The sequence below is a fragment of the Stutzerimonas stutzeri genome, from assembly GCF_002909485.1.
Taxonomy (GTDB): Bacteria; Pseudomonadota; Gammaproteobacteria; order Pseudomonadales; family Pseudomonadaceae; genus Stutzerimonas; species Stutzerimonas stutzeri_AH.
In genome coordinates this window covers 72,439-92,414 of the sequence record NZ_PPXG01000008.1, presented here as the reverse complement: position 1 = coordinate 92,414, position 19,976 = coordinate 72,439, and the positions used below count along the sequence as shown (strand labels likewise).

Genomic DNA, 19,976 nt, shown 5'->3' with positions numbered 1-19,976 from the left:
TATGGTCATGCGCGGGGCAGGTCGAGCCGGCCCGTCTCGTTCGAAATGGGTGCCGAATGCGCCGCGTGTTGCACGGGCAGGCGTAGTTGGTAATTGACCAGTACCAGTACCAGTAGCAGTGCGGCGCCACCGCCGTTGTGCGCCACCGCGACCGCCAGTGGCAGATTGAGCAGCACGTTGCTGATACCGAGGCCGACTTGCAGCGCCAGTGCCGCGAGCAGCAGGCCGGCGAGCCAGCCGAGGCCGCGGCGCCAGAGCATGGCCGCGAGCAGCAGCAGCACCAACGTTACGCATAGCGCGCCGATTCGGTGGGTGAGGTGGATTGCGGTGCGTGCCTCGCCATAGAGCAGGCCGCCGAGGTAATTGGGGCCGATGTCGTGATGGGTCAGGTTGAAGGCGTTGGCGAAGTCCATCTGCGGCCACCATTCGCCGTGGCAGGTGGGGAAATCCGTGCAGGCCACCGCCGCATAGTTGCTGCTGACCCAGCCACCGAGGGCAATCTGGATGATTACCGCCAGCATGGCGAAACCAGCAAAAGTGAGCAGCCTGGTATCGACAACCGGCAGCGGTGCAAAAGCGCCGGACAGGCGCAGGCACATCAGGAACAGCAGGCTCAGGGTCGTGAAACCGCCTAGAAGGTGCGCGGTGACCACCTGCGGCCAGAGCTGCAAGGTCACCGTCCACATGCCGAATATGGCCTGGGCGATCACTACCACGAGCAGCAGCAGCGGCAGTTTCAGCGGCTGGCCGGGGTCGCTGCGGCGGCGCAAGGCCTGCGCTGCCATGGCCAGAATTACCAGCCCCAGCGCGCCGGCGAAGTAGCGATGGATCATTTCGTTCCAGCCCTTGGCGACTTCCAACGGTGCCTCGGGAAAGCGCAGTGCGGCGAGGTTCTGCTTGTGCTCGCTCATCGGTACGGCGAGAAACCCGTAACAACCGGGCCAGTCCGGGCAACCAAGGCCGGCGTGCGTCAACCGTGTATAAGCGCCGAGCAGCACGACCACGACGGCCAACGCGGTGGCGATCAGGGCGAGGCGGTATCCGGGTTTGGCCATCGGCGTCTCCTTGGGCGGCCAGGTTGGGACCTCAGCGAAGCGGCAGAGTGCGTCAGCCGATCTGCGAGATCTTCAGCAGGTATTTCAGGTCATCGAGAATCGCCTTTCCGTCGGCTTCGGCGTCGTAGCGCAGCACCAGGTTGCCGTGCGGGTCGACGATCCACAGCTGCGGCGTTGCTGGTGCGTCGGGGTTACGTGCATACACGCTGGCGTCGAGTCCATGACGCTGCAGCTGCGGATATTCGCGACTCAGGCGCTGCTCGTAGGCCTCATCCAGGGCCGTTGAGCTGGCCAGGGCGTGACTGGCGCGGGCGGCTTCCCGTGCCAGGCCGATATTGATCTGGCGGGCCAGGTAGACCAGTTCCTGACATTGCGCTTCGCAGCCTTGCGGGGCGGTGACCAGCAGCTCCCAGCGCCGTTCGGGATCGGCCGCAGTCACGCCGATGGCGGCACGGTCCTGGCCATTGGCGATCAGTACGCCGTCATAGCTGCGGGTCTGCGGTACCCAGAAGCCGAAGCGGTACATCGCCGAGGCCAACAGCATCGGCCCCAATACCACGCCGATGATCAGCAGCAGCTGCAGCCGGCCGCGGCCACGTTTTGGCTCATGGCTGGCAAGGGTTGGATTCATCGTTTCCACTGTGCTTCTCCCGTGCCTGATGCACGCCGAAGTAGATGAACAGCGCCAGCAGCGCTGCCGCCAGGGCGAACCACTGCACCGCATAACCCAGATGCTGCGATGGGCTCATGCTGGTGATCGCCCAGTCGGCGCGGTAGGCGCTTGGGCCGGGCTCGACACGCAGTTCGTGGATTACGCCTTCGCGGCCGGCCTGCTGCCACATTGCCTGGATGTCGACATGGTTGATCAGTCGCGGCCAGCCTTCGGCCGTGCGATGGCTGAAGATGAAGGGCTTGCCGGGCGGCACGTAGACCCAGGCCGCCAGCTTTAGCGGCTGTCTCGGGGTATCGAAGGCAGGTGGCACGCGGCGGTCCGGCCAGGGAATCCAGCCGCGGTTGACCATCACCCAGCGACCACTGAGTTCGTCACGGAAAGGCTGCAACAGTTCGATGCCAACCTGGCCGTCGCGGGTGCGGCTGTCGAGCAGGAAACTGTGCTCGGCATCGAAGCGACCCTGCAGGTGCACGCGGGCGAAGGCCGGATCGGCCATCCGTTCGATCTGATCCGGCGATAGCGGCGCGGCCTGCAGGCGTGCTTCCTGACGTGCCAGCAGCTCGCGTTTCTGCTCGCCGCGCTCCAGCTGCCAGAAGCCCAGCCAGACCAGTACCGGCAGCATCGCCAGCACCAGCAGGGTAGGCAGCCACCCCGGCCTGAAGCCGTTCATGGCCGGCGCCCTGATGTGTTGATACGGCTGGCTATACTCCACCCCCAATACCCCTGTCGTGGAATCGCTCATGCTCAAGGCGGCGATCGTTCTGTTGTTAGTGGCCACGCTGGTCAGTCTGTTCAGTGGGATGTTTTTTCTGGTCAAAGACGAGGGCCGCGCCTCCCGTGTCGTCACGGCCCTGTTCATTCGGGTCAGTCTCAGCGCACTGACCGTTGCGCTGATTGCCTGGGGTTTCTATACGGGGCAGCTGCGGCCGTCGTTCGGTTTCTAGCAACGCCCCTCAGCTGCTCGCTAGATCACGTAGATGAAGACGAAGAGTGCGATCCACACTACGTCGACGAAATGCCAGTACCAGGCCGCGGCCTCGAAACCAAAATGCTGCTCTGGGGTGAAATGTCCGCGCAGGACGCGCACCAGCATCACCGTAAGGATGATCGCGCCCATGGTCACGTGAGCACCGTGGAAGCCCGTGAGCATGAAGAACGTCGCGCCGTAGATGCCCGAGCCCAGTGTCAGGCCTAGCTCTGTGTAGGCATGCACGTACTCCTCGATCTGCAGGATCAGGAACGCCACGCCGAGCAGTACAGTCAGCGCCAGGCCGATCTTCAAATGCTGGCGGTTGTTCTTGCGCAACGCGTGGTGCGCCCAGGTCAGGGTGAAGCTGGAGGTCACCAGCAGAATGGTATTGATCAGCGGCAGGCCCCAGGCGCTGATGGTGCCTTCCGGTGCCGGGTAGAGTTTTGGATCGGGGTTGTTCAGCAGCGGCCAGGTGTACTCAAAACCGGGCCACAGCATGTTGCTTACGCCCTTGTCGCCTTCGCCGGCGAGCCAGGGGCCGGCCCAGTAGCGGATGTAGAACAGCGCGCCGAAGAAGGCGAGAAAGAACATGACTTCCGAGAAGATGAACCATGTCATGCCCCAGCGGAATGAGCGATCCATCTGCGGGCTGTACAGCCCGGCGCGACTTTCCTTCACCACTGCACCGAACCAGCCGAACATCATGTAGGCGATCAGTAGCGCACCGACAAAGAAGATCATTGGGCCACTGGACTCGTCGCGTCCGGCCTTGAGGTCGTTGAACCAGCTACCCAGGCCATAGAAAGTGATCAGCAGGGCAAAGGTGGCGATGATCGGCCATTTGCTTTGATCGGGAACGTAGTACTCCTGATGCGTGGTCTGTTGGCTCATTGCAGACTCTCCTTCGCCGCGGTCGCCGGCAGGGCGGCGACGGGGGGCTGGCGGGACGTGATGTCGAACAGCGTGTAGGCAAGGGTCAGGTTGTGCACGTCGGCGGGCAGATCGCGATCGACGATGAAGCGCACTGGCATTTCGATGCGTTCGCCCGGCTGCAACACCTGCTGGGTAAAGCAGAAGCACTCGGTCTTGTGGAAGTAAGCGGCAGCTCGGGAGGGCGAGACGCTGGGAATCGCTTGGGCAGTCATCGGCTTGTCCGTCGGGTTGTAGGCGACGAAGCGGATTTCCTGGCTGGCGCCCGGATGCACGCTGATCTGATCGGCTTGCGGGCCGAATTCCCAGAGCATGCCTGCGGCGTTGGTCGCGAGAAACTGCACCCTTACCGCACGCGCTTCATCGGCGCTCTGTACGCCGGTATAGGCCCCGGCGGTCTTGCCGTTGATGCCGAAGGCCTGGCACATGACATCGTAGATTGGCACCAGCAGAAAGCCGAAACCGAACATGGCGAATACCACCAGCGTCAGCCGCAGTACCAGCCGGCGGAGGGGAAGCTCAGTGCTCATAGCAGGCTCCTCGGCAGGCGAACGGGGCGCCTGTCGTTTGGTACCCAATTACCGCGATTTGGTGGTCGGCTGAAGCGGAACGCCGCGCGGCCCACCCTACAAGCAGGCACAACCCCCCCGTAGGTGCGCTTCAGCCCACCGCCACCAAGGTTCAGACATGCTGATCGGCTCAAGCTAAATCCTGCCTGGCCCAGGCTGCCAGCTGACACCGGTGCGAGCCTCAGGAGTGGCACTTGCCGGATAGGCCAGATGCTCACGGCGTCAGCTCCCCGCCGGTGCCCTTGCGGTGTTCGTGCACATCGCTCATGTCCGGCGGCGTCTGGAAGGTGTGGTACGGCGCCGGCGACGGCACGCTCCATTCCAGGCCTTCGGCACCGTCCCAGGGCTTGGCCGGGGCCGGCACGCCACCGCGGATGCACTTGATGACGATGAACAGGAACAATAGCTGGGTGGCGCCGAACATGAAGGCTCCAACGCTGGAGACCATGTTGAAGTTGGCGAACATCATGTTGTAGTCGGGGATACGCCGCGGCATGCCGGCCAGGCCGACGAAGTGCATCGGAAAGAACGCCAGGTTCATGCCGACGAAGCTCATCCAGAAATGCAGCTTGGCCAGGGTTTCGTCGTACATGTGCCCGGTCCACTTCGGCAGCCAGTAGTAGGCCGAGGCGAAGATGCCGAAGATCGCCCCGGGCACCAGCACGTAGTGGAAGTGCGCCACCACGAAGTAGGTGTCGTGGTACTGGAAGTCCGCGGGTGCGATGGCCAGCATCAGCCCGGAGAAGCCGCCGATGGTGAAGAGGATGACGAAGGCCACGGCGAACAGCATCGGCGCCTCGAAGGTCAGCGAGCCGCGCCACATGGTCGACACCCAGTTGAACACCTTCACCCCGGTTGGCACCGCGATGAGCATGGTCGCGTACATGAAGAACAGCTCGCCGGTCAGCGGGATGCCGACGGTGAACATGTGATGCGCCCAGACGATAAACGAGAGGAAAGCGATGGCGCCGGTGGCATAGACCATCGAGGTGTAGCCGAACAGCGGCTTGCGACTGAACGCCGGGATGATCGAGCTGACCGCGCCGAACGCCGGCAGGATCATGATGTACACCTCGGGGTGGCCGAAGAACCAGAACACGTGCTGGAACAGCACCGGGTCACCGCCGCCGGCTGCGCTGAAGAAGCTGGTGCCGAAGTGGATGTCCATCAGCATCATGGTTACCACGCCTGCCAGCACAGGCATCACCGCGATCAAGAGGAAGGCGGTGATCAGCCAGGTCCAGACGAACAGCGGCATCTTCATTAGCGTCATGCCCGGCGCGCGCAGGTTGAGGATGGTGGCGATCACGTTGATCGCGCCCATGATCGAGCTGATACCCATCAGGTGTACGGCGAAGATGAAAAAGGTCACCGACTCCGGCGCATAGGTCGTCGATAGCGGCGCATAGAAGGTCCAGCCGAAGTTAGGCCCGCCACCCTCCATGAACAACGTCGAGACCAGTAGCCCGAAGGCCGCCGGCAGCAACCAGAAGCTGAAGTTGTTCATCCGCGGCAGCGCCATGTCCGGCGCGCCGATCATCAGCGGAATCATCCAGTTGGCCAGGCCGACAAACGCTGGCATCACCGCGCCGAACACCATGATCAGACCGTGCATGGTGGTCATCTGGTTGAAGAATTCCGGCTGCACGATCTGCAGACCCGGCTGGAACAGCTCGGCGCGGATCACCATCGCCATCGAGCCGCCTAGCAGGAACGCCGCGAAGCTGAACCACAGGTACATCGAGCCGATGTCCTTGTGATTGGTGGTCAGCAGCCAGCGCGAAAGCCCCTTCGCCGGCCCGTGGTGGTGGTCATGCCCGACATGACCATGGTCGTCGATCACTGCACTCATCACCTGATCCTCTTACTGGGTGGCTTCTTCGGCCTGTTTGAAGTCGAGCACGTCTTTCGGCGTGACCATGTCGTCGGTCTTGTTGCCCCAGGCGTTGCGCTCGTAGGTGATGACCGCTGCCAGATCGACTTCCGACAGCTGTTTGCCGAAGGCCGCCATGGAGGTGCCCGGCTTGCCGTTCACGACGATGTCGATGTGCGCCTCGATGTCGCCGGTGGCGATGGGCGAGCCCTTGAGTGCCGGGAACATTGGCGGAATGCCTTCGCCGCCCGCCTGGTGGCATGACGCGCAGGCGGTTTGGTAAACCTTCTGGCCGTGCTCGGAAAGCTCCGCCAGCGTCCACTCCTTGCTGGTCAGCTCTGCAACCTTGGCGGCTTGGGCTTTTTTCTCGCCAAGCCAGGTGGCGTAGTCCTCGGCGGACTTGACCTCCACCACCACCGGCATGAAACCGTGGTCCTTGCCGCACAGCTCGGTGCACTGGCCGCGGTAGATGCCGGGCTGCTCGACGCGAGTCCATGACTCGTTGATGAAGCCGGGAATGGCATCCTTCTTGACCGCCAGTTCCGGCACCCACCAGGAGTGGATGACGTCCGCGGCGGTGATCAGAAAGCGCACCTTGGCACCAACTGGAATCACCAGTGGTTCATCGACTTCCAGCAAATAGTTCTCGCCTTTGGGCGCCTGGTTGTTGATCTGCTCGCGTGGCGTAGTGAGGTTGCTGAAGAACTCCACATCCTCGCCCAGGTACTTGTAGTGCCACTTCCACTGGTAGCCAGTGATCTGCACGTCCACGTCCGATTCGCTGGAGTCGTAGATATGGATCAGCGTGCGTGTCGCCGGAATCGCCATGCCCACCAGAATCAGCAGCGGGATGACCGTCCAGAGCACCTCGACGCGGGTGTTTTCATGGAAGTTGGCTGAATGCTGACGCTTGGAGCGGCGGTGAGCGACCATCGAATAGATCATCACGCCGAATACCAGCACGCCGATGACAACGCAGATCCAGAAGATCGTCATGTGCAGGTCGAATACCGAACGGCTGACGTCGGTAGCGCCGGCGCGCATGTTCACGTCCCAGGCCGCCTGAGCCTGGCCAAATAATGCCGATAGCCCAAGCCCCATCCAGATGCGTGGATGTCGAGACATTGCGGGTTCCCCTTATGATTCTTGTTTTCCCGCCGACCGCCATCACACCGCCGAAAATCGGCTGGCCGGGGAAACCATTCCCGTCATGCCAGCTACGTTTTCGATCAGTCCGATTCTGCCCAACGCCACCACCGAAACGCTCGGTCGTGACATGGACGCTTGCACGCGCAGTCGGAACTCATCAGGTACGCCTACGAATCGGAGTATAGACAGCGTTTCCACTCTGGCAATTTAAGCGCGAGGTGCGTCTGGCTCGGGCTGTGTGGGGGTATCGTTCTTCTTCACCCCGCGCAGGTTCATCAGCGCCAGGCAGACCTGCAGAGTGATCAGTGCCCAGGCCTCGGCGTGCCAGCCCCAGATCACCCAGAGCAGGTTGCTCAGCAGAAAACAGCAGAAGCCGACGAAGCGTCGGCCGGGTTGCAGCGAGCCGATCAGCCAGGCGGCGATTACGGTCACCACCATGGCTGGCCATTGCAGCAGGTCGATCCAGTCCACGATGCCTCCGGTGCGGGAATACAGGGATTGGTGCGGCGGCGGCGGGGGATAGTTCCTCGCGGACCTGCCCGGCAGACAGCAGGAGGCTAGCGTCGCCTCAGCGGGGGCGAGCTGCGCTCCGCGTCAGCCCACCCGAGGGGCCGCGCACCGAATGCGACGAATCCTCGCGACACAAGCTCGTGACGTAGGGTGGAAAACCGCGAAGCGTTTTCCACGCGTCTGCAAGCACCCGCGCCCAGCCCGGGCGGTTCCCAGAGCGATGCGTGGCAGCGCGCATTGCGGTGGATGGGTAGGGCGTCATCCACCCTACGGCTTCTCCCGCCGGGTAAAACCGTCAGATCAGGCTCAGCTGCTGACCGGGCGGCGCGAAAATGCTGCAATCCAGGCCGTAGTTCTGATCCCGACGGTTGTAGCCCAAACGCTTGCATGCCAGCTGGAAGCGCTGGGCCAGCAGCTGCGCAAACTGACCCTCGCCACGCATGCGGCTGCCGAAGCGGCTGTCGTAATCCTTGCCGCCACGCGATTGCCGGACCAGGCTCATGACATGGGCCGCGCGCTGCGGGAAATGCTCCTGCAGCCACTCATCGAATAGCGTCGCTACCTCGTGCGGCAGGCGCAGCAGCACATAGCCGGCCGAACGGGCGCCGGCTTCACGGGCGGCTTCGAGCAGGCGCTCCAGCTCCATGTCGTTGATCATTGGAATCATAGGCGCGCACATCACGCTGACCGGCACGCCAGCCTCGTGCAGCGTGCGCAACACCCGCAGGCGTGCCGAGGGCGAGGCAGCGCGCGGCTCCATGATCCGTTTCAGCTCGTCGTCCAGTGTGGTCAGGCTGACCGAGACGCTGACCAGCCGCTGCTCGGCCAACGGCACCAGCAGATCGAGGTCGCGCAGCACCAGTGAGCCTTTGGTGATGATGTGCACCGGATGTTTGAAGCGCAGCAGGATTTCCAGCGCCTGGCGTGTCAGCCGCTGCTCGCGCTCGAGTGGCTGATAGGCATCGGTGTTCACGCCCAGTGCGATCGGCTGCGGCACGTAGCCGGGTTTGCTCAACTCGGCCTCCAGGCGTTCGGCAAGGTTCGTCTTGGCGATCAGCTTCGTTTCGAAATCGATGCCGGGGGAAAGGTCCCAGTAGGCGTGAGTCGGACGTGCAAAGCAGTAGATACAACCATGTTCGCAACCTCGATAGGGGTTTACCGAGCGGTCGAAACCGACATCCGGTGACTGGTTGCGAGTCAGTACCGATTTGACGATCTCATGCCGCACCTCGGTGGCACGAGTTGGCGGCACGTCCTGCTCCCATCCGTCGTCGAACGCCTCGCTACGGGTAGGTGCGAAGCGGTTATCGGGGTTGATTGCAGTGCCGCGGCCGCGCGGCGTGACAGGAGAGGGCATGGTCGCGTTCAATTCGGATACTGTTTGGATATACAGTAAACGCCTCTTTGACTGTATGCCAGCCAAGCCGATCGGTGGCACTCACTACCGCCTGTCGGTTCGCTGGGGAACATTTGCCCCGCACTTCGGACAAAAGGGGGCTATTGGGCAGCGCTGCTTTGGCCAGCGATGCCAGATATGGAGCCGGCCGGCAGATAACAAGGATGATCGGAGCGCTATTTGCATCCGATCCGGCAGTACCGGCATGCACGCTCCCGTGCTCTCCAGCGTTCACGTCACTGCCGTCAGTCAGGAGCAGACCATGCACCCCACCGGTTCCTTCCACACCCGGGAAAACAATTTCGATTTCCTGCGGTTCTTCGCCGCTGCTCTGGTGCTATTCGCCCACAGCTATCCGCTGGTCGGCCGTCGTGAAGACGAGCCTCTGACCTTGCTTACCGGCTATGAGAAAGGCGGCTCGATTGCCGTCGGCATCTTTTTCGTCATGAGCGGCTACCTGATCGCCTCTTCGTGGCTGGCCAGCAGCACTCCGCGCAGCTTTCTGCTCAAGCGCGCGCTACGCATCTTCCCGGCGCTGATCGCCGCGGTTCTGCTGACGGTCTTCGTCCTTGGCCCGATGGTGACGCAGCTCAGCCTCAGCCGTTATCTGGAGGCCGACGGTACCTGGACCTACCTGCAGAACATCCTGCTGGTGACGCGCTACGAGTTGCCCGGCGTGTTCACCGGTAACGTCTATCCCGAGGTGGTCAACGGCTCGCTGTGGACGCTGCCGCTGGAAGTGCTGATGTACATCGGGGTGATGATTCTCGGCTTGACCGGTTTCTTCAAGCGCCGGTTGATCTTCCTGCCGATCGCCGTGCTCGCCATCGGGCATTTCTGGTTGCTCGGCAAACTCGGCATCGAGTCCTACTTCATCAAGAACATCTTCAAGCTGGGCTTGCTCTACTACAGCGGCTCGGCGCTGTTCCTCTATCGCGACGACATCCCGTGGCGTGGCTGGATCGCGGCGCTTCTGTTCGTTGCGCTGGTGGCGACTTTCCGCACCTCGATCGGGCCGTTGGTGTACTTCATCGCGTTGCCGTATCTGGTGCTCTACCTGGCCTATGCGCCGCTGCCCTTCGTATCGCGCTTCGGCAAGTACGGCGATTTCTCCTATGGCCTGTATATCTACGCCTTCCCCTTCCAGCAGCTGACGATCTATCTGTTCGGCCCGCAAGTCGGCGTGCTTGGCCTGACGCTGATCGCCTTCGTGCCGACGCTGATCCTTGCCGCCATGTCCTGGCATCTGATCGAAGCGCCGGCGATGAAGCTAAAGCGCCTGTTCGCCTCGCCGCCGCAGCCGGGACGGGCGACGCCGAAGGTAGAGGGCTGAAAGGCCGTATCGGCGCCGCAGCAGCGAGAAGCTCAAAAGCATCGCCCCGGGGGCGGGCCTCCCACCAAAGCAGCGTGTGTGCACCACAACCTGTGGGAGGCGCGCTCTTGCGACGAAGCGGGCCGTAGGCCTGCCCACTCCTCGAACAGCAAGCTTTTAGCCGAGGCGGCGCGCCTGCGGATCACTCTTCCCACCAAAGCAGCGTGTGCACACCACAATCTGTGGGAGGCGCGCCCTCGCGGCGATGCGGGCCGCATGCCTGCTCTCTCTAACAGCAAGCGCCTCTAGCCGAGGCGGCGCGCCTGCAGGTCACGATAGCCGGCTACGGGATCGCCCTGTAAATCCAGCTGCCCGGCAACGGCCAGCTCGCGAGCGCGCCAGTAGAGAAAGAAATCGGTGGCGAAGAAACCATCGCAATGGCGCATGACCTCGGCCATTGCACGCGCCAGCGGACCGAAATCGGCGGGGCTGGCAGCGACGAGCGCCGCATCAATTTTCCGATAGTCTTCACCCTGAAAGATCCCATCGTGCCAGCGGCGAATGACATGTGGGTCGGCGCATTGCTGATGCCAGGCCGCGGTGAGCTCGGTTTGGCGCGATGCTGAAACGTCCTGCGGCCTGTACAGCGCGGCCAACGCTTCAGGCGAATGCATGGACACCGCCTTGCGCCGCCGTACGCTACTATCACCGGTACCGCAGACAACTTCGTATAACGTGCAGCTTGAGCCCTGCAGCGCTGCCGCAAGCCGTGCCAGCAGTAGCTGCTCGGATGCGCTGTCGCCGTGCCAGACGGTCACGGCCTGGACGTGGTTGGATAGCTCGGCCAGCCAGAGTGCATCAGCCGCCAGATCACTGGCGAACGCCGGGCGCGGCGTCACCTCGTCCGGCCAGACCTGCGCCCAGAACGCTGCGCGAGCAGCGCAAGGCGCATGGTCCACGTCAATCAGCAGTCCCACGGCCAGGTCATCGCGTAACACCCGCACCTGCGCATGGTGCTCATGCTCGGCCAGCAGCGCTCGGACACTGTCGCCAGCCAGGTCGCCGCAGGTCAGGTGCAGCACGGCGGTTACTCCGGCTTTTTCAGCTTGGGGTTGGGGAAGAATTGCACCGACTGCACCTGTGGATTGGCCGGTTTGGGCTGGACCTTGTTGACCCGCGTGCCCAACTCCATCGGCACCGACTGGCCCTGAGCATTGAGGGTGTCGGCGTAGCCGCAGTCGATGCACTCGCGATGCGGCACGCCGTCGACGTCCCACATCTTGATGCAGTCCGTGCCACTGCACGCGGGGCACACGGCCCCGGCAATGAAGCGTTTGGTGATGACAGGGGTTACTTCGTCGTTCATGCCGCGGCCTCCGCTACCAGTCCGAGGTGGCGCAGCAGGGCGTCAATGGACGGCTCGCGGCCTCGAAAATCGACAAACAGTACCATCGGCTCCTGGGAGCCGCCACGGGCCAGGATGGCGTTGCGGAAGGCACGACCGGTCTCGGAGTTGAACACGCCTTCTTCCTCGAAGCGCGAGAAGGCGTCGGACGACAGCACCTCGGCCCACTTGTAGCTGTAGTAACCGGCTGCGTACCCGCCAGAGAAGATGTGCGCAAAACTGTTGGGGAAGCGGTTGTAGGCCGGCGGCCGCATAACCGAAACCTCGTCGCGAATGTGTTCGAGTACTTCCAGTACGCCGCGGCCATCGCCGTGGGTGGCGTGCAGTTCGAAGTCGAACAGCGAGAACTCCAGTTGGCGCGCCATCACCATGCCGGACTGGAAGTTCTTCGCCGCCAGCATCATGTCCAGCTTGTCCTGCGGCAGGCGCTCGCCGGTCTGGTAGTGGCCGGAGATCAGCGCCAGGCCCTCGGGGTCCCAGCACCAGTTTTCCATGAACTGGCTCGGCAGCTCCACCGCGTCCCAGGCCACGCCATTGATGCCCGAGGCACCGGCGTGCTCGACCTGGGTCAGCAGGTGATGCAGGCCATGGCCGAACTCGTGGAACAGCGTGGTGACTTCATCGTGAGTCAGCAGTGCCGGGCGCTCGCCCACCGGCGGGGTGAAGTTGCAGACCAGGTTGGCCACCGGCGTCTGCAGCGTGCCGAGGGCAGTGCGGCGCTTGTCGCGGGCGCCGTCCATCCACGCGCCGCCACGCTTGTTCGGCCGCGCATAGAGATCGAAGAAGAAGCGCCCGACGTGCTGACCGTTCTCGGTGATCTCGAACAGGCGTACCTCAGGATGCCAGCCATCGAAGCCTTCCAGCTCGTGAATCTCGATGCCGTACAGGCGCTGGACGATGCTGAACAGCCCGGACAGCACCTTGTCGATCGGGAAGTAGGCGCGCAGCTCTTCCTGGTTCAGGCTGTAGCGCTGCTGGCGTAGCTTCTCGGCGTAGTAGCCGAGGTCCCAGCTCTGCAGATCGTTCAGGCCCTGCTCCGCAGCGAACGCGCGCAGCTCGGCCAGATCGCGCTCGGCGAACGGTTTGCTGCGCACGGCCAGGTCGCGCAGGAAGCTCAGCACCTGCTCGGTGGATTCGGCCATCTTGGTCGCCAGCGACAGCTCGGCGAAGTTGCCGTAGCCGAGCAGCGCGGCCAGCTCGTGGCGCAGATCGAGGATCTCGGCCATCACCGGGCCGTTGTCGAACTGTCCGGCATTCGGGCCCTGGTCCGACGCGCGGGTGCAGTAGGCGGTGTAGACATCCTCGCGCAGGTCGCGGTTGTCGGCATAGGTCATCACTGCGTAGTAGCTGGGGAATTCCAGGGTGATCAGCCAACCGTCGAGGCCTTTGGCCTTGGCCGCCTCAGCCATCTGGGCCTTGGCTGAATCGGTGATGCCGGCCAATACCGCTTCGTCAGTGACGTGACGGGTCCAGCCCTGGGTGGCATCCAGCAGCTGGTTGGAGAACTTGCTGCCGAGTTCGGCGAGCTTCATCTGGATGGCACCGAAGCGCTGCTGCTCGACCGGCGGCAAGTCGATGCCGGACAGGCGGAAGTCACGCAGCGAATGCTCGAGGATGGTCTTCTGCGCGACCTCGTAGGTGCCTGCCTGCGGGTTATTGGCCAGCGCTTGATAGGCCTCGAACAGCGCGCGGTTCTGCCCCAGTTCGGTGTAGTACGCCGACAGCTTGGGCAGGCAGGCCTCATAGGCGGTACGCAGCTCCGGGCTGTTGCACACCGAGTTCAGATGGCCGACCGGGCCCCAGGCGCGGCCCAGGCGATCGTTCAGCTCATCCAGACCAACCACCAGAGTCTGCCAATCGAGGCTCTCGGCCGGGCGGCTGAGCAGCTCCTGGATCGCCACGCGGTTATCACCGAGGATGGTATCGATGGCCGGCTCGACATGCTCCGGGCGGATCTCGGAATAGGGCGGCAGGTCGAAATCGCGAAGCAGCGGATTGTTGGCGGTCACGGCATTGGCCCTTTCTGATGGATACCCCCGGCATGTTAAAGACAAATGCCTGACCGCGCAGCTTGGAATCGGACCGATAGCGCTTCCCTATACCTATGACGCAGCGGCTTCGGAAACCTGCTTCGGTTCCTCATCACGCTGTGCATAACGCTGGGCGAGCACCGCGCAGACCATCAGCTGAATCTGGTGGAAGATCATCAGCGGCAGGATGATCATCCCCACGGCACTGCTGGCGAAAAGCACCTGGGCCATAGGCACGCCGGTGGCCAGGCTCTTCTTCGAGCCGGCGAAGAGAATGGTGATGCGGTCTTCGAGGTTGAAGCCCAGCCGGCTGGCAAGCCAGTGCGTCAGCCAGAGCACGAGTGCCAGCAGGGCACAGCAGACCAGCGTCAGTGCAACCAGTCGCGACAGTGGGATGAGCTGCCACAGCCCCTCGACCACCGCGTCGCTGAAGGCGGTATAGACCACCAGCAGGATGGAACCTTGGTCGACGGATTTCAGCCAGCCCTTGTTGCGCGTCACCCAGGCGCCGATCCATCGCCGCGCAAACTGCCCGGCGATGAAGGGCACCAGCAGTTGCAGCACGATCTTGCCGATGGAATCCAGCGTCGATCCGGCTTCACCTTCCACACCCAGCAGCAACATCACCAGTACCGGCGTGAGGAAGATGCCGAGCAGGCTGGACGCCGCCGCACTGCAGATCGCAGCCGGGATGTTGCCACGCGCCAGCGAGGTGAAGGCGATGGCCGACTGCACAGTGGCGGGCAGGGCACAAAGGTAGAGAATGCCCAGGTAAAGCTCGTTACCCACCATGGGTGTCAGCAGCGGCTTGAGTGCCAGCCCCAGCAGCGGAAACATCACGAAGGTGCAGCCGAACACCAGCAGATGCAGGCGCCAGTGGCCGGCTCCGGTCAGGATGGCTTCGCGCGACAGCTTGGCGCCGTGCATGAAGAACAGCAGGGCGATGGCCAGCGTCGTGGCCCAGCCGAAGATCACCGCGCCCTGACCTTCGCAGGGCAGGAAAGTGGCAATGGCGATGACCGCCAGCAGGGCGAGAGTAAAGTTATCGAACAACAGGCGCAGATGGGCCATGGCGGGAAATCCTTGTACTTGCGGGCAACAGGCGGCGACCTTATCGTGACCAGCATCTTCCGACTAACGCCAAGCAGGCATGAAATGTCGCCAACCGGACAAGAAGCTGTATTGCTTGCGCGCCTCAACGAGCTCCGGCAGCTGCCAAGGCCCGTCTATGGCCAGCTCGACTCGCCGCCCAATCTCAAGCTCGGCTATCGCCACAGTCATCCCTGGATACAGCTGTCCCACGCTGTGGCAGGTGTACTCGAGGTGCGTACCGACCGCGGGCGTTTCATTGCGCCGCCGCTGCGCGCCGTGTGGATTCCCGCGGGAATTACCCATCAGGTGTTCTGCGCCCCGGATACCTGCATCCGCAGCCTGTACATCGACCGCAGCGTGGCTGGCGATGCACCCGAGCGCTGCCGCGTGCTGCAGGTCAGCCCGCTGCTGCGCGAATTGATCCAGCAATTCAGTACACTGCCCGAAGCCTACGCGGAGAGAGGCCCGGAAGGCCGCCTGGTGCAGGTTCTGCTGGATCAGCTCGGCAGCGCACCGGAGGTCGAACTGGTGCTGCCATTGCCGGCCGAGCCACGCCTGCGCCAGTTGTGCCGCAGGCTGCAGGCGCGTCCCGATTCACGCGAGCGACTGGTGGACTGGAGCCAGACGCTGGGGCTTTCCGAACGCACCCTGAGCCGGCTGTTCATGCGCGAAACCGGGCTGACCTTCCGCGCCTGGCGGCAACGCCTGCGCCTGCTCAGCGCCTTGCCGGCATTGGAGCGCGGCGAGCGCGTTACTGACGTGGCGCTGGGCTGCGGTTACGAATCACTTTCAGCTTTTATTGCGGCCTTCCGCGAACAGTTTGGCGCAACGCCGGGCGAGTTCTTCCGCTCGGGCTCGCCAGGCATGGACAATCCATAGGGGCGGCCAAAGCGAACCACCATTCACCACCACGTCAGGAGACCCGATGAGCATCCGTACCTACCAGAACCACACCCCAAGGCTCGGCCAGCGCGTATTCGTCGATCCCAGCGCCGTTCTGATTGGCGATATCGAGATTGGTGAAGACAGCTCGGTGTGGCCGCTCACCGTGATCCGCGGCGACATGCACCGCATCCGCATCGGTGCGCGCAGCAGCATCCAGGACGGCAGCGTCCTGCACATCACCCACGCTGGCCCTTACAACCCCGACGGCTTCCCGCTGACCATCGGCGACGAAGTCACCGTCGGGCACAAGGTCACGCTGCACGGCTGCACCCTGGGCAGCCGCATCCTGGTCGGCATGGGCTCGATCGTGATGGACGGCGCGGTGGTCGAGGATGAAGTGATTATCGGCGCCGGCAGCCTGGTGCCGCCGGGCAAGACGTTGGAAAGCGGCTATCTCTACGTTGGCAGCCCGGTAAAGCAGGCCCGGCCACTGACCGACAAGGAGCTCAGCTTCTTCAGCTACACCGCCGGCAACTACGTGAAGCTCAAGGATCAGCACATCGCCGAGCGCGGCTGATCCCGCTCACTTGGCGAACAGCTGGCCGATGTCCTTGAACGCCTTGAACTCCAGCGCGTTGCCGCAGGGGTCGAGCAGGAACATCGTGGCCTGCTCGCCGACCTGGCCCTGAAAGCGCACGTATGGCTCGATGACGAAACGCGTATTGCGCGCCTTAAGCCGTTCGGCCAGCGCCTCCCAGGTATCCCAACCGAGGATCACGCCGAAATGGGGTACCGGTACGTCATGGCCGTCCACCGGGTTGCTGTGTGCCGCTTCCTGATGCGCCATCTTCGGTGCTTCGTGGATCACCAGCTGATGGCCGAAGAAATCGAAATCCACCCAATGCTCGCTGCTGCGCCCCTCAGGGCAACCGAACAGCTCGCCATAGAAGGCGCGGGCGGCGGCCAGATCGTAAACGGGAATGGCGAGATGAAAGGGCGCAAGTGTCACGGCTTTACTCCGGAATGACAGGACGCTTCGAGTGTAGAGCGTTTTCCAGAGGTCCGGCCTGGTAGCGTCATCGGTGGGCTGAAGCCCACCCTACAAGGTCGTGCTAACCCGCGTGGCTAGGCGATGCATCGGGACCCGTAGGGTGGGCTTTAGCCCACCAGCACAGCACCAGTCTCAGTTTCGCTCGCCAGCAAGCATGCCCAGCCGATCTGGGTGGTCGCTTCCCAATTCACTGGCAACAGACCCCCGCGAACGAAACGGTGGAAGCTCGAATACGGCCAGCCCGCGACGCTGGTGCTCAAGCCGTGTTTGACTGGGTTGTAGTGCAGGTAATCGACATGCCGTTGCAGGTCCACCTCGTCGCGGATCTGGTGCTCCCAATAGCGCCTTTGCCAGATGCCTTTTTCGCGCTTGCGCGACTGGCTCGGCCGTGGAGTGCTGCTTGGCATTTGGCGGGAAAATTGGCTTTTGATCAGGCTCCAGCGCCCGGCGTAATCGATGTCGCCGTCCGGCAGTGTCCAGATCGCATGCACATGATCCGGAAGCACGCAAATGGCGACGGTACGAAACGGCCGTCGCACCTGCGCCTCGCGATAAACAGCGCGCAATCGGTCGATCTCATCGACCAGCAGGGTCGAGCGCCTATCGGCCAACGTCACGGTAAAAAACCAGGTACCACCTGCCGCCCGGCTGCGTCGGTAGTTGGGCATAAGGCCTCCTTGCCTTGTTGTAACGGTCACATACGAAACCGTACCGAATTGCGCTTACGTGGTAAGTGGCGGATTTCACCTCTTGCGAGTTTTTAGCGGTGGGCTGAAGCCCACCCTACAGCGCCGCACCGACCCGTAGGGTGGGCTTTAGCCCACCAATAATGCGGACGCGGATTGGCTTGCCTTCAGCCCGCCAGCACCGAATCCACCAGCGCCTTCGCCTCGGCCTGGATGCGCGCCAGGTGCGCCTCGCCTTCGAAGCTTTCGGCGTAGATCTTGTAGACGTCCTCGGTGCCGGACGGCCGTGCGGCGAACCAGCCGTTTTCGGTCTCCACCTTCAGTCCGCCGATGGCCGCGCCGTTGCCCGGTGCTTCGGTGAGGATGCGCGTGATCGGCTGGCCGGCCAGCTCCTTGGCGCTGACCTGCGACGCGGAGAGCTTGCCCAGACGCGCCTTCTGCTCTCGGGTGGCCGCGGCGTCGATGCGCTGGTACACCGGCGCGCCGAAGCGGTCGGTCAGTGCCTTGTAGCGCTCGCTCGGGTCCTTGCCTGTCACCGCCGTGATCTCCGCGGCGAGCAGGCCGAGGATCAGCCCGTCCTTGTCGGTGGACCAGGCGCCGCCCTGCTTGTCGAGGAACGAAGCGCCGGCTGATTCCTCGCCGCCGAAGCCCAGGCTGCCATCCATCAGGCCGTCGACGAACCACTTGAAGCCCACCGGTACTTCCACCAGGCGGCGGTCGATGCCGGCGGCGACGCGGTCGATCATCGAGGAGGACACCAGCGTTTTGCCGATGCCGGCCTCGGCGCTCCAGCCCGGACGATGGGTGAACAGGTATTCGATGGCCACCGCCAGGTAATGGTTGGGGTTCATCAGTCCGCCGGAGCGGGTGACGATGCCATGGCGGTCGTGGTCGGTGTCGCAGGCGATGGCCACGTCGAAGCGGTCCTTGTTTTCGATCAGCCCGGCCATGGCATGCGGCGAGCTGCAGTCCATGCGGATCTTGCCGTCCCAGTCCAGGCGCATGAAGCGGAAGGTTGGGTCGACCACCGTGGACAGCACCTCCAGCGGCAGGCCGAAGCGTTCGGCGATGCGCGGCCAGTAGTGCACACCGGCGCCGCCCAGCGGGTCGACGGCGAACTTCAGGCCCGAGCCGCGGATGGCGTCGAGGTCGATCACCCGCTCCAGCCCGCCGACATAGGCGTCGATGAAATCGAAGCGCTGGGTGGTCGAGGCCTTCAGCGCCTGGCGGTAATCCATGCGCTTGACGCCATCGAGCCCGGCAACCAGCAGCGCGTTGGCGCGTTCCTGAATCCACTTGGTCACGCCGGTATCGGCCGGGCCGCCATTGGTGGGGTTGTACTTGAAGCCGCCATCACCTGGCGGGTTGTGCGACGGCGTGATGACGATGCCATCGGCCAGCCCGCTACTGCGGCCGCGGTTGTAGCTGAGGATCGCGTTGGAGATCGCCGGGGTTGGCGTGTAGCCCGGCTCGCCGCTGGTTTCCGGGCAGCCGGCGTCGATGCGCGTCTCGATGCCATTGGCCGCCAGCACTTCCAACGCCGAGATGAATGCCGGCTCGGACAGGGCGTGGGTATCCATGCCCATGAACAGCGGGCCGTCGATGCCTTCCTGGCGGCGGTAATCGCAGATCGCCTGGGTGGTGGCGAGGATGTGCCATTCGTTGAAGCTGCCCTTTAGCGAGGAGCCGCGGTGCCCGGAGGTGCCGAACGCCACCTGCTGCGCCGGGTCGGATGGGTCCGGCCGGTCGCTGTAGTAGCGCGCCACCAGGCGCGGCAGGTGGGTCAGGGTGTGCGGGTCGGGCAGGCGTCCTGCGTTGGCGGCGATACTCATCGGTCAGTCCTGTGCGAGAAGGCGGTACGCCGGCCCAGCCGGGCGCAGCGCGAAGCGAATGAAACGCCAGTCGGCGCCATTTATCCAGAGCTTCGACCGCTTCAGCGGCGGCGGTTCCATGGATGGCTTTTTCTACCCTGCGACGTTTTACCCTAGGGCACTCGTCGCCGCGCCGGAACCTCCTCTGCGCCACCCTTTCCACTGCCTAGCGGCCCGCGTCCGCGAGCCCCTCACCAGGAGGTTGACACATGAACGTCGACGAACGAATTCGCCAGCGCGCGTATGAGATCTGGGAAGCTGAAGGCCAGCCGGAAGGCAAGGAAACCGAACACTGGCAACAGGCCCGGGAGGAAATGGAGCCTTTCTACAAGGAAGGCAATGCCGAGGCCGGCAGCGTAGAAAGCAGCGTGGCCATGCCCATGCCCAAGTCGAATAGCGCGCAGTAACAATGCAGGCAGGGCGGCGAAGGCGCAGCACGCGTCGTCCCGCCCGATTCTGTTGCCACGTTCTCACCCTTCCTATTCCGTTGCCGGGCGCACTGGAGCCCGCCAGTGCTCG

Annotated in this window: 21 protein-coding genes; 5 read left to right on the top strand and 16 right to left on the bottom strand. The window is 63.5% G+C overall.

The window, feature by feature from the left end:
- Window positions 1-5: 5 nt before the first annotated feature.
- Genes CXK91_RS18380 through CXK91_RS18370 form a run of 3 tightly spaced genes read right to left on the bottom strand, consistent with a single transcriptional unit; the run spans window position 6 to window position 2,398 of the window.
- On the bottom strand, window positions 6-1,055 hold the full coding sequence (locus tag CXK91_RS18380; RefSeq protein ID WP_103457509.1) for a COX15/CtaA family protein: 1,050 nt from the start codon (window positions 1,053-1,055) through the stop codon (window positions 6-8).
- Window positions 1,056-1,107: 52 nt separating this feature from the next.
- The gene (locus CXK91_RS18375) at window positions 1,108-1,686 is read right to left on the bottom strand and encodes a hypothetical protein (RefSeq protein ID WP_103457508.1); all 579 of its coding nucleotides are present in this window, start codon (window positions 1,684-1,686) and stop codon (window positions 1,108-1,110) included.
- On the bottom strand, window positions 1,661-2,398 hold the full coding sequence (locus CXK91_RS18370) for an SURF1 family protein (protein ID WP_058065449.1): 738 nt from the start codon (window positions 2,396-2,398) through the stop codon (window positions 1,661-1,663). The genes CXK91_RS18375 and CXK91_RS18370 overlap by 26 nt, the downstream gene beginning before the upstream one ends.
- A gap of 70 nt (window positions 2,399-2,468) precedes the next feature.
- On the opposite strand from CXK91_RS18370, the gene CXK91_RS18365 reads away from it, so the two are divergent.
- Window positions 2,469-2,672 (top strand): twin transmembrane helix small protein, encoded by a 204-nt coding sequence (locus CXK91_RS18365; RefSeq protein ID WP_103457507.1) that lies wholly within the window; start codon window positions 2,469-2,471, stop codon window positions 2,670-2,672.
- Between the two features lie 20 nt (window positions 2,673-2,692).
- On the opposite strand, the gene CXK91_RS18360 is transcribed toward CXK91_RS18365, so the two are convergent.
- The 6 genes from CXK91_RS18360 to CXK91_RS18335 all read right to left on the bottom strand — a co-directional run bounded on the left by CXK91_RS18360 (window position 2,693) and on the right by CXK91_RS18335 (window position 9,086).
- A complete protein-coding gene (locus CXK91_RS18360; protein WP_058065448.1) occupies window positions 2,693-3,589 on the bottom strand; it encodes a cytochrome c oxidase subunit 3 in 897 nt (298 codons plus the stop codon).
- Complete coding sequence (locus CXK91_RS18355; RefSeq protein ID WP_103457506.1) at window positions 3,586-4,158, bottom strand: cytochrome c oxidase assembly protein; 573 nt, start codon at window positions 4,156-4,158, stop codon at window positions 3,586-3,588. Before CXK91_RS18355 ends, CXK91_RS18360 begins: the two co-directional genes overlap by 4 nt.
- 253 nt (window positions 4,159-4,411) lie before the next feature.
- Window positions 4,412-6,049 carry a cytochrome c oxidase subunit I gene (gene ctaD, locus CXK91_RS18350; protein WP_103457505.1) on the bottom strand — a complete coding sequence of 546 codons (1,638 nt, stop codon included), beginning with the start codon at window positions 6,047-6,049 and terminating at the stop codon, window positions 4,412-4,414.
- A 12-nt stretch (window positions 6,050-6,061) separates the two neighbouring features.
- On the bottom strand, window positions 6,062-7,195 hold the full coding sequence (coxB, locus tag CXK91_RS18345) for a cytochrome c oxidase subunit II (protein ID WP_003284443.1): 1,134 nt from the start codon (window positions 7,193-7,195) through the stop codon (window positions 6,062-6,064).
- Window positions 7,196-7,426: 231 nt separating this feature from the next.
- Entirely contained in the window at window positions 7,427-7,657 is a 231-nt protein-coding gene (locus CXK91_RS18340; protein ID WP_272887690.1) for a hypothetical protein, read from the bottom strand.
- A 367-nt stretch (window positions 7,658-8,024) separates the two neighbouring features.
- Window positions 8,025-9,086, bottom strand: a complete 1,062-nt coding sequence (locus CXK91_RS18335) for a PA0069 family radical SAM protein (protein ID WP_103457503.1) — start codon at window positions 9,084-9,086, stop codon at window positions 8,025-8,027.
- Window positions 9,087-9,387: 301 nt separating this feature from the next.
- Between CXK91_RS18335 and CXK91_RS18330 the strand changes: the two genes are divergently transcribed.
- Window positions 9,388-10,458: an acyltransferase family protein gene (locus CXK91_RS18330; RefSeq protein WP_103457502.1), complete on the top strand. Its 1,071-nt coding sequence runs from the start codon at window positions 9,388-9,390 to the stop codon at window positions 10,456-10,458.
- A 284-nt stretch (window positions 10,459-10,742) separates the two neighbouring features.
- Here the strand turns inward: CXK91_RS18330 and CXK91_RS18325 are convergent, their stop codons facing one another.
- The 4 genes from CXK91_RS18325 to CXK91_RS18310 form a co-directional block, all read right to left on the bottom strand.
- Window positions 10,743-11,519 (bottom strand): DUF1835 domain-containing protein, encoded by a 777-nt coding sequence (locus CXK91_RS18325; RefSeq protein WP_103457501.1) that lies wholly within the window; start codon window positions 11,517-11,519, stop codon window positions 10,743-10,745.
- 5 nt (window positions 11,520-11,524) lie between these two features.
- Entirely contained in the window at window positions 11,525-11,803 is a 279-nt protein-coding gene (locus CXK91_RS18320; protein ID WP_058065443.1) for a YheV family putative zinc ribbon protein, read from the bottom strand.
- Window positions 11,800-13,851, bottom strand: coding sequence for an oligopeptidase A (gene prlC, locus CXK91_RS18315; RefSeq protein ID WP_103457500.1), 2,052 nt, complete (start codon window positions 13,849-13,851; stop codon window positions 11,800-11,802). Before prlC ends, CXK91_RS18320 begins: the two co-directional genes overlap by 4 nt.
- 93 nt (window positions 13,852-13,944) lie before the next feature.
- Window positions 13,945-14,943, bottom strand: coding sequence for a bile acid:sodium symporter family protein (locus CXK91_RS18310; RefSeq protein ID WP_003284344.1), 999 nt, complete (start codon window positions 14,941-14,943; stop codon window positions 13,945-13,947).
- 84 nt (window positions 14,944-15,027) lie between these two features.
- Between CXK91_RS18310 and CXK91_RS18305 the strand changes: the two genes are divergently transcribed.
- Both CXK91_RS18305 and CXK91_RS18300 read left to right on the top strand, forming a co-directional pair.
- Window positions 15,028-15,843, top strand: a complete 816-nt coding sequence (locus CXK91_RS18305) for an AraC family transcriptional regulator (RefSeq protein WP_103457499.1) — start codon at window positions 15,028-15,030, stop codon at window positions 15,841-15,843.
- 46 nt (window positions 15,844-15,889) lie between these two features.
- Window positions 15,890-16,426 carry a gamma carbonic anhydrase family protein gene (locus CXK91_RS18300; protein WP_103457498.1) on the top strand — a complete coding sequence of 179 codons (537 nt, stop codon included), beginning with the start codon at window positions 15,890-15,892 and terminating at the stop codon, window positions 16,424-16,426.
- A gap of 6 nt (window positions 16,427-16,432) precedes the next feature.
- Here CXK91_RS18300 and CXK91_RS18295 read toward each other — a convergent pair whose 3' ends face one another.
- The 3 genes from CXK91_RS18295 to pgm form a co-directional block, all read right to left on the bottom strand.
- Entirely contained in the window at window positions 16,433-16,858 is a 426-nt protein-coding gene (locus CXK91_RS18295) for a VOC family protein (protein WP_103457497.1), read from the bottom strand.
- A gap of 149 nt (window positions 16,859-17,007) precedes the next feature.
- Window positions 17,008-17,568, bottom strand: a complete 561-nt coding sequence (locus CXK91_RS18290; protein WP_256055799.1) for an REP-associated tyrosine transposase — start codon at window positions 17,566-17,568, stop codon at window positions 17,008-17,010.
- Between the two features lie 185 nt (window positions 17,569-17,753).
- The gene (gene pgm, locus CXK91_RS18285) at window positions 17,754-19,418 is read right to left on the bottom strand and encodes a phosphoglucomutase (alpha-D-glucose-1,6-bisphosphate-dependent) (protein WP_103457496.1); all 1,665 of its coding nucleotides are present in this window, start codon (window positions 19,416-19,418) and stop codon (window positions 17,754-17,756) included.
- Window positions 19,419-19,666: 248 nt separating this feature from the next.
- On the opposite strand from pgm, the gene CXK91_RS18280 reads away from it, so the two are divergent.
- Window positions 19,667-19,864 carry a DUF2934 domain-containing protein gene (locus CXK91_RS18280; RefSeq protein ID WP_103457495.1) on the top strand — a complete coding sequence of 66 codons (198 nt, stop codon included), beginning with the start codon at window positions 19,667-19,669 and terminating at the stop codon, window positions 19,862-19,864.
- The last annotated feature ends 112 nt before the right edge of the window (window positions 19,865-19,976 follow it).

Coding starts and splice junctions, on each gene's coding strand:
- CXK91_RS18365 (WP_103457507.1), top strand. CDS start 2,469: ATGCTCAAGGCGGCGATCGTTCTGTTGTTAGTGGCCACGCTGGTCAGT.
- CXK91_RS18310 (WP_003284344.1), bottom strand. CDS start 14,943: ATGGCCCATCTGCGCCTGTTGTTCGATAACTTTACTCTCGCCCTGCTG.
- CXK91_RS18335 (WP_103457503.1), bottom strand. CDS start 9,086: ATGCCCTCTCCTGTCACGCCGCGCGGCCGCGGCACTGCAATCAACCCC.
- coxB (WP_003284443.1), bottom strand. CDS start 7,195: ATGTCTCGACATCCACGCATCTGGATGGGGCTTGGGCTATCGGCATTA.
- pgm (WP_103457496.1), bottom strand. CDS start 19,418: ATGAGTATCGCCGCCAACGCAGGACGCCTGCCCGACCCGCACACCCTG.
- CXK91_RS18290 (WP_256055799.1), bottom strand. CDS start 17,568: ATGCCCAACTACCGACGCAGCCGGGCGGCAGGTGGTACCTGGTTTTTT.
- CXK91_RS18375 (WP_103457508.1), bottom strand. CDS start 1,686: ATGAATCCAACCCTTGCCAGCCATGAGCCAAAACGTGGCCGCGGCCGG.
- CXK91_RS18340 (WP_272887690.1), bottom strand. CDS start 7,657: ATGGTGGTGACCGTAATCGCCGCCTGGCTGATCGGCTCGCTGCAACCC.
- CXK91_RS18305 (WP_103457499.1), top strand. CDS start 15,028: ATGTCGCCAACCGGACAAGAAGCTGTATTGCTTGCGCGCCTCAACGAG.
- CXK91_RS18355 (WP_103457506.1), bottom strand. CDS start 4,158: ATGAGCACTGAGCTTCCCCTCCGCCGGCTGGTACTGCGGCTGACGCTG.
- ctaD (WP_103457505.1), bottom strand. CDS start 6,049: ATGAGTGCAGTGATCGACGACCATGGTCATGTCGGGCATGACCACCAC.
- CXK91_RS18300 (WP_103457498.1), top strand. CDS start 15,890: ATGAGCATCCGTACCTACCAGAACCACACCCCAAGGCTCGGCCAGCGC.
- CXK91_RS18320 (WP_058065443.1), bottom strand. CDS start 11,803: ATGAACGACGAAGTAACCCCTGTCATCACCAAACGCTTCATTGCCGGG.
- CXK91_RS18380 (WP_103457509.1), bottom strand. CDS start 1,055: ATGGCCAAACCCGGATACCGCCTCGCCCTGATCGCCACCGCGTTGGCC.
- CXK91_RS18280 (WP_103457495.1), top strand. CDS start 19,667: ATGAACGTCGACGAACGAATTCGCCAGCGCGCGTATGAGATCTGGGAA.
- CXK91_RS18330 (WP_103457502.1), top strand. CDS start 9,388: ATGCACCCCACCGGTTCCTTCCACACCCGGGAAAACAATTTCGATTTC.
- CXK91_RS18360 (WP_058065448.1), bottom strand. CDS start 3,589: ATGAGCCAACAGACCACGCATCAGGAGTACTACGTTCCCGATCAAAGC.
- CXK91_RS18370 (WP_058065449.1), bottom strand. CDS start 2,398: ATGAACGGCTTCAGGCCGGGGTGGCTGCCTACCCTGCTGGTGCTGGCG.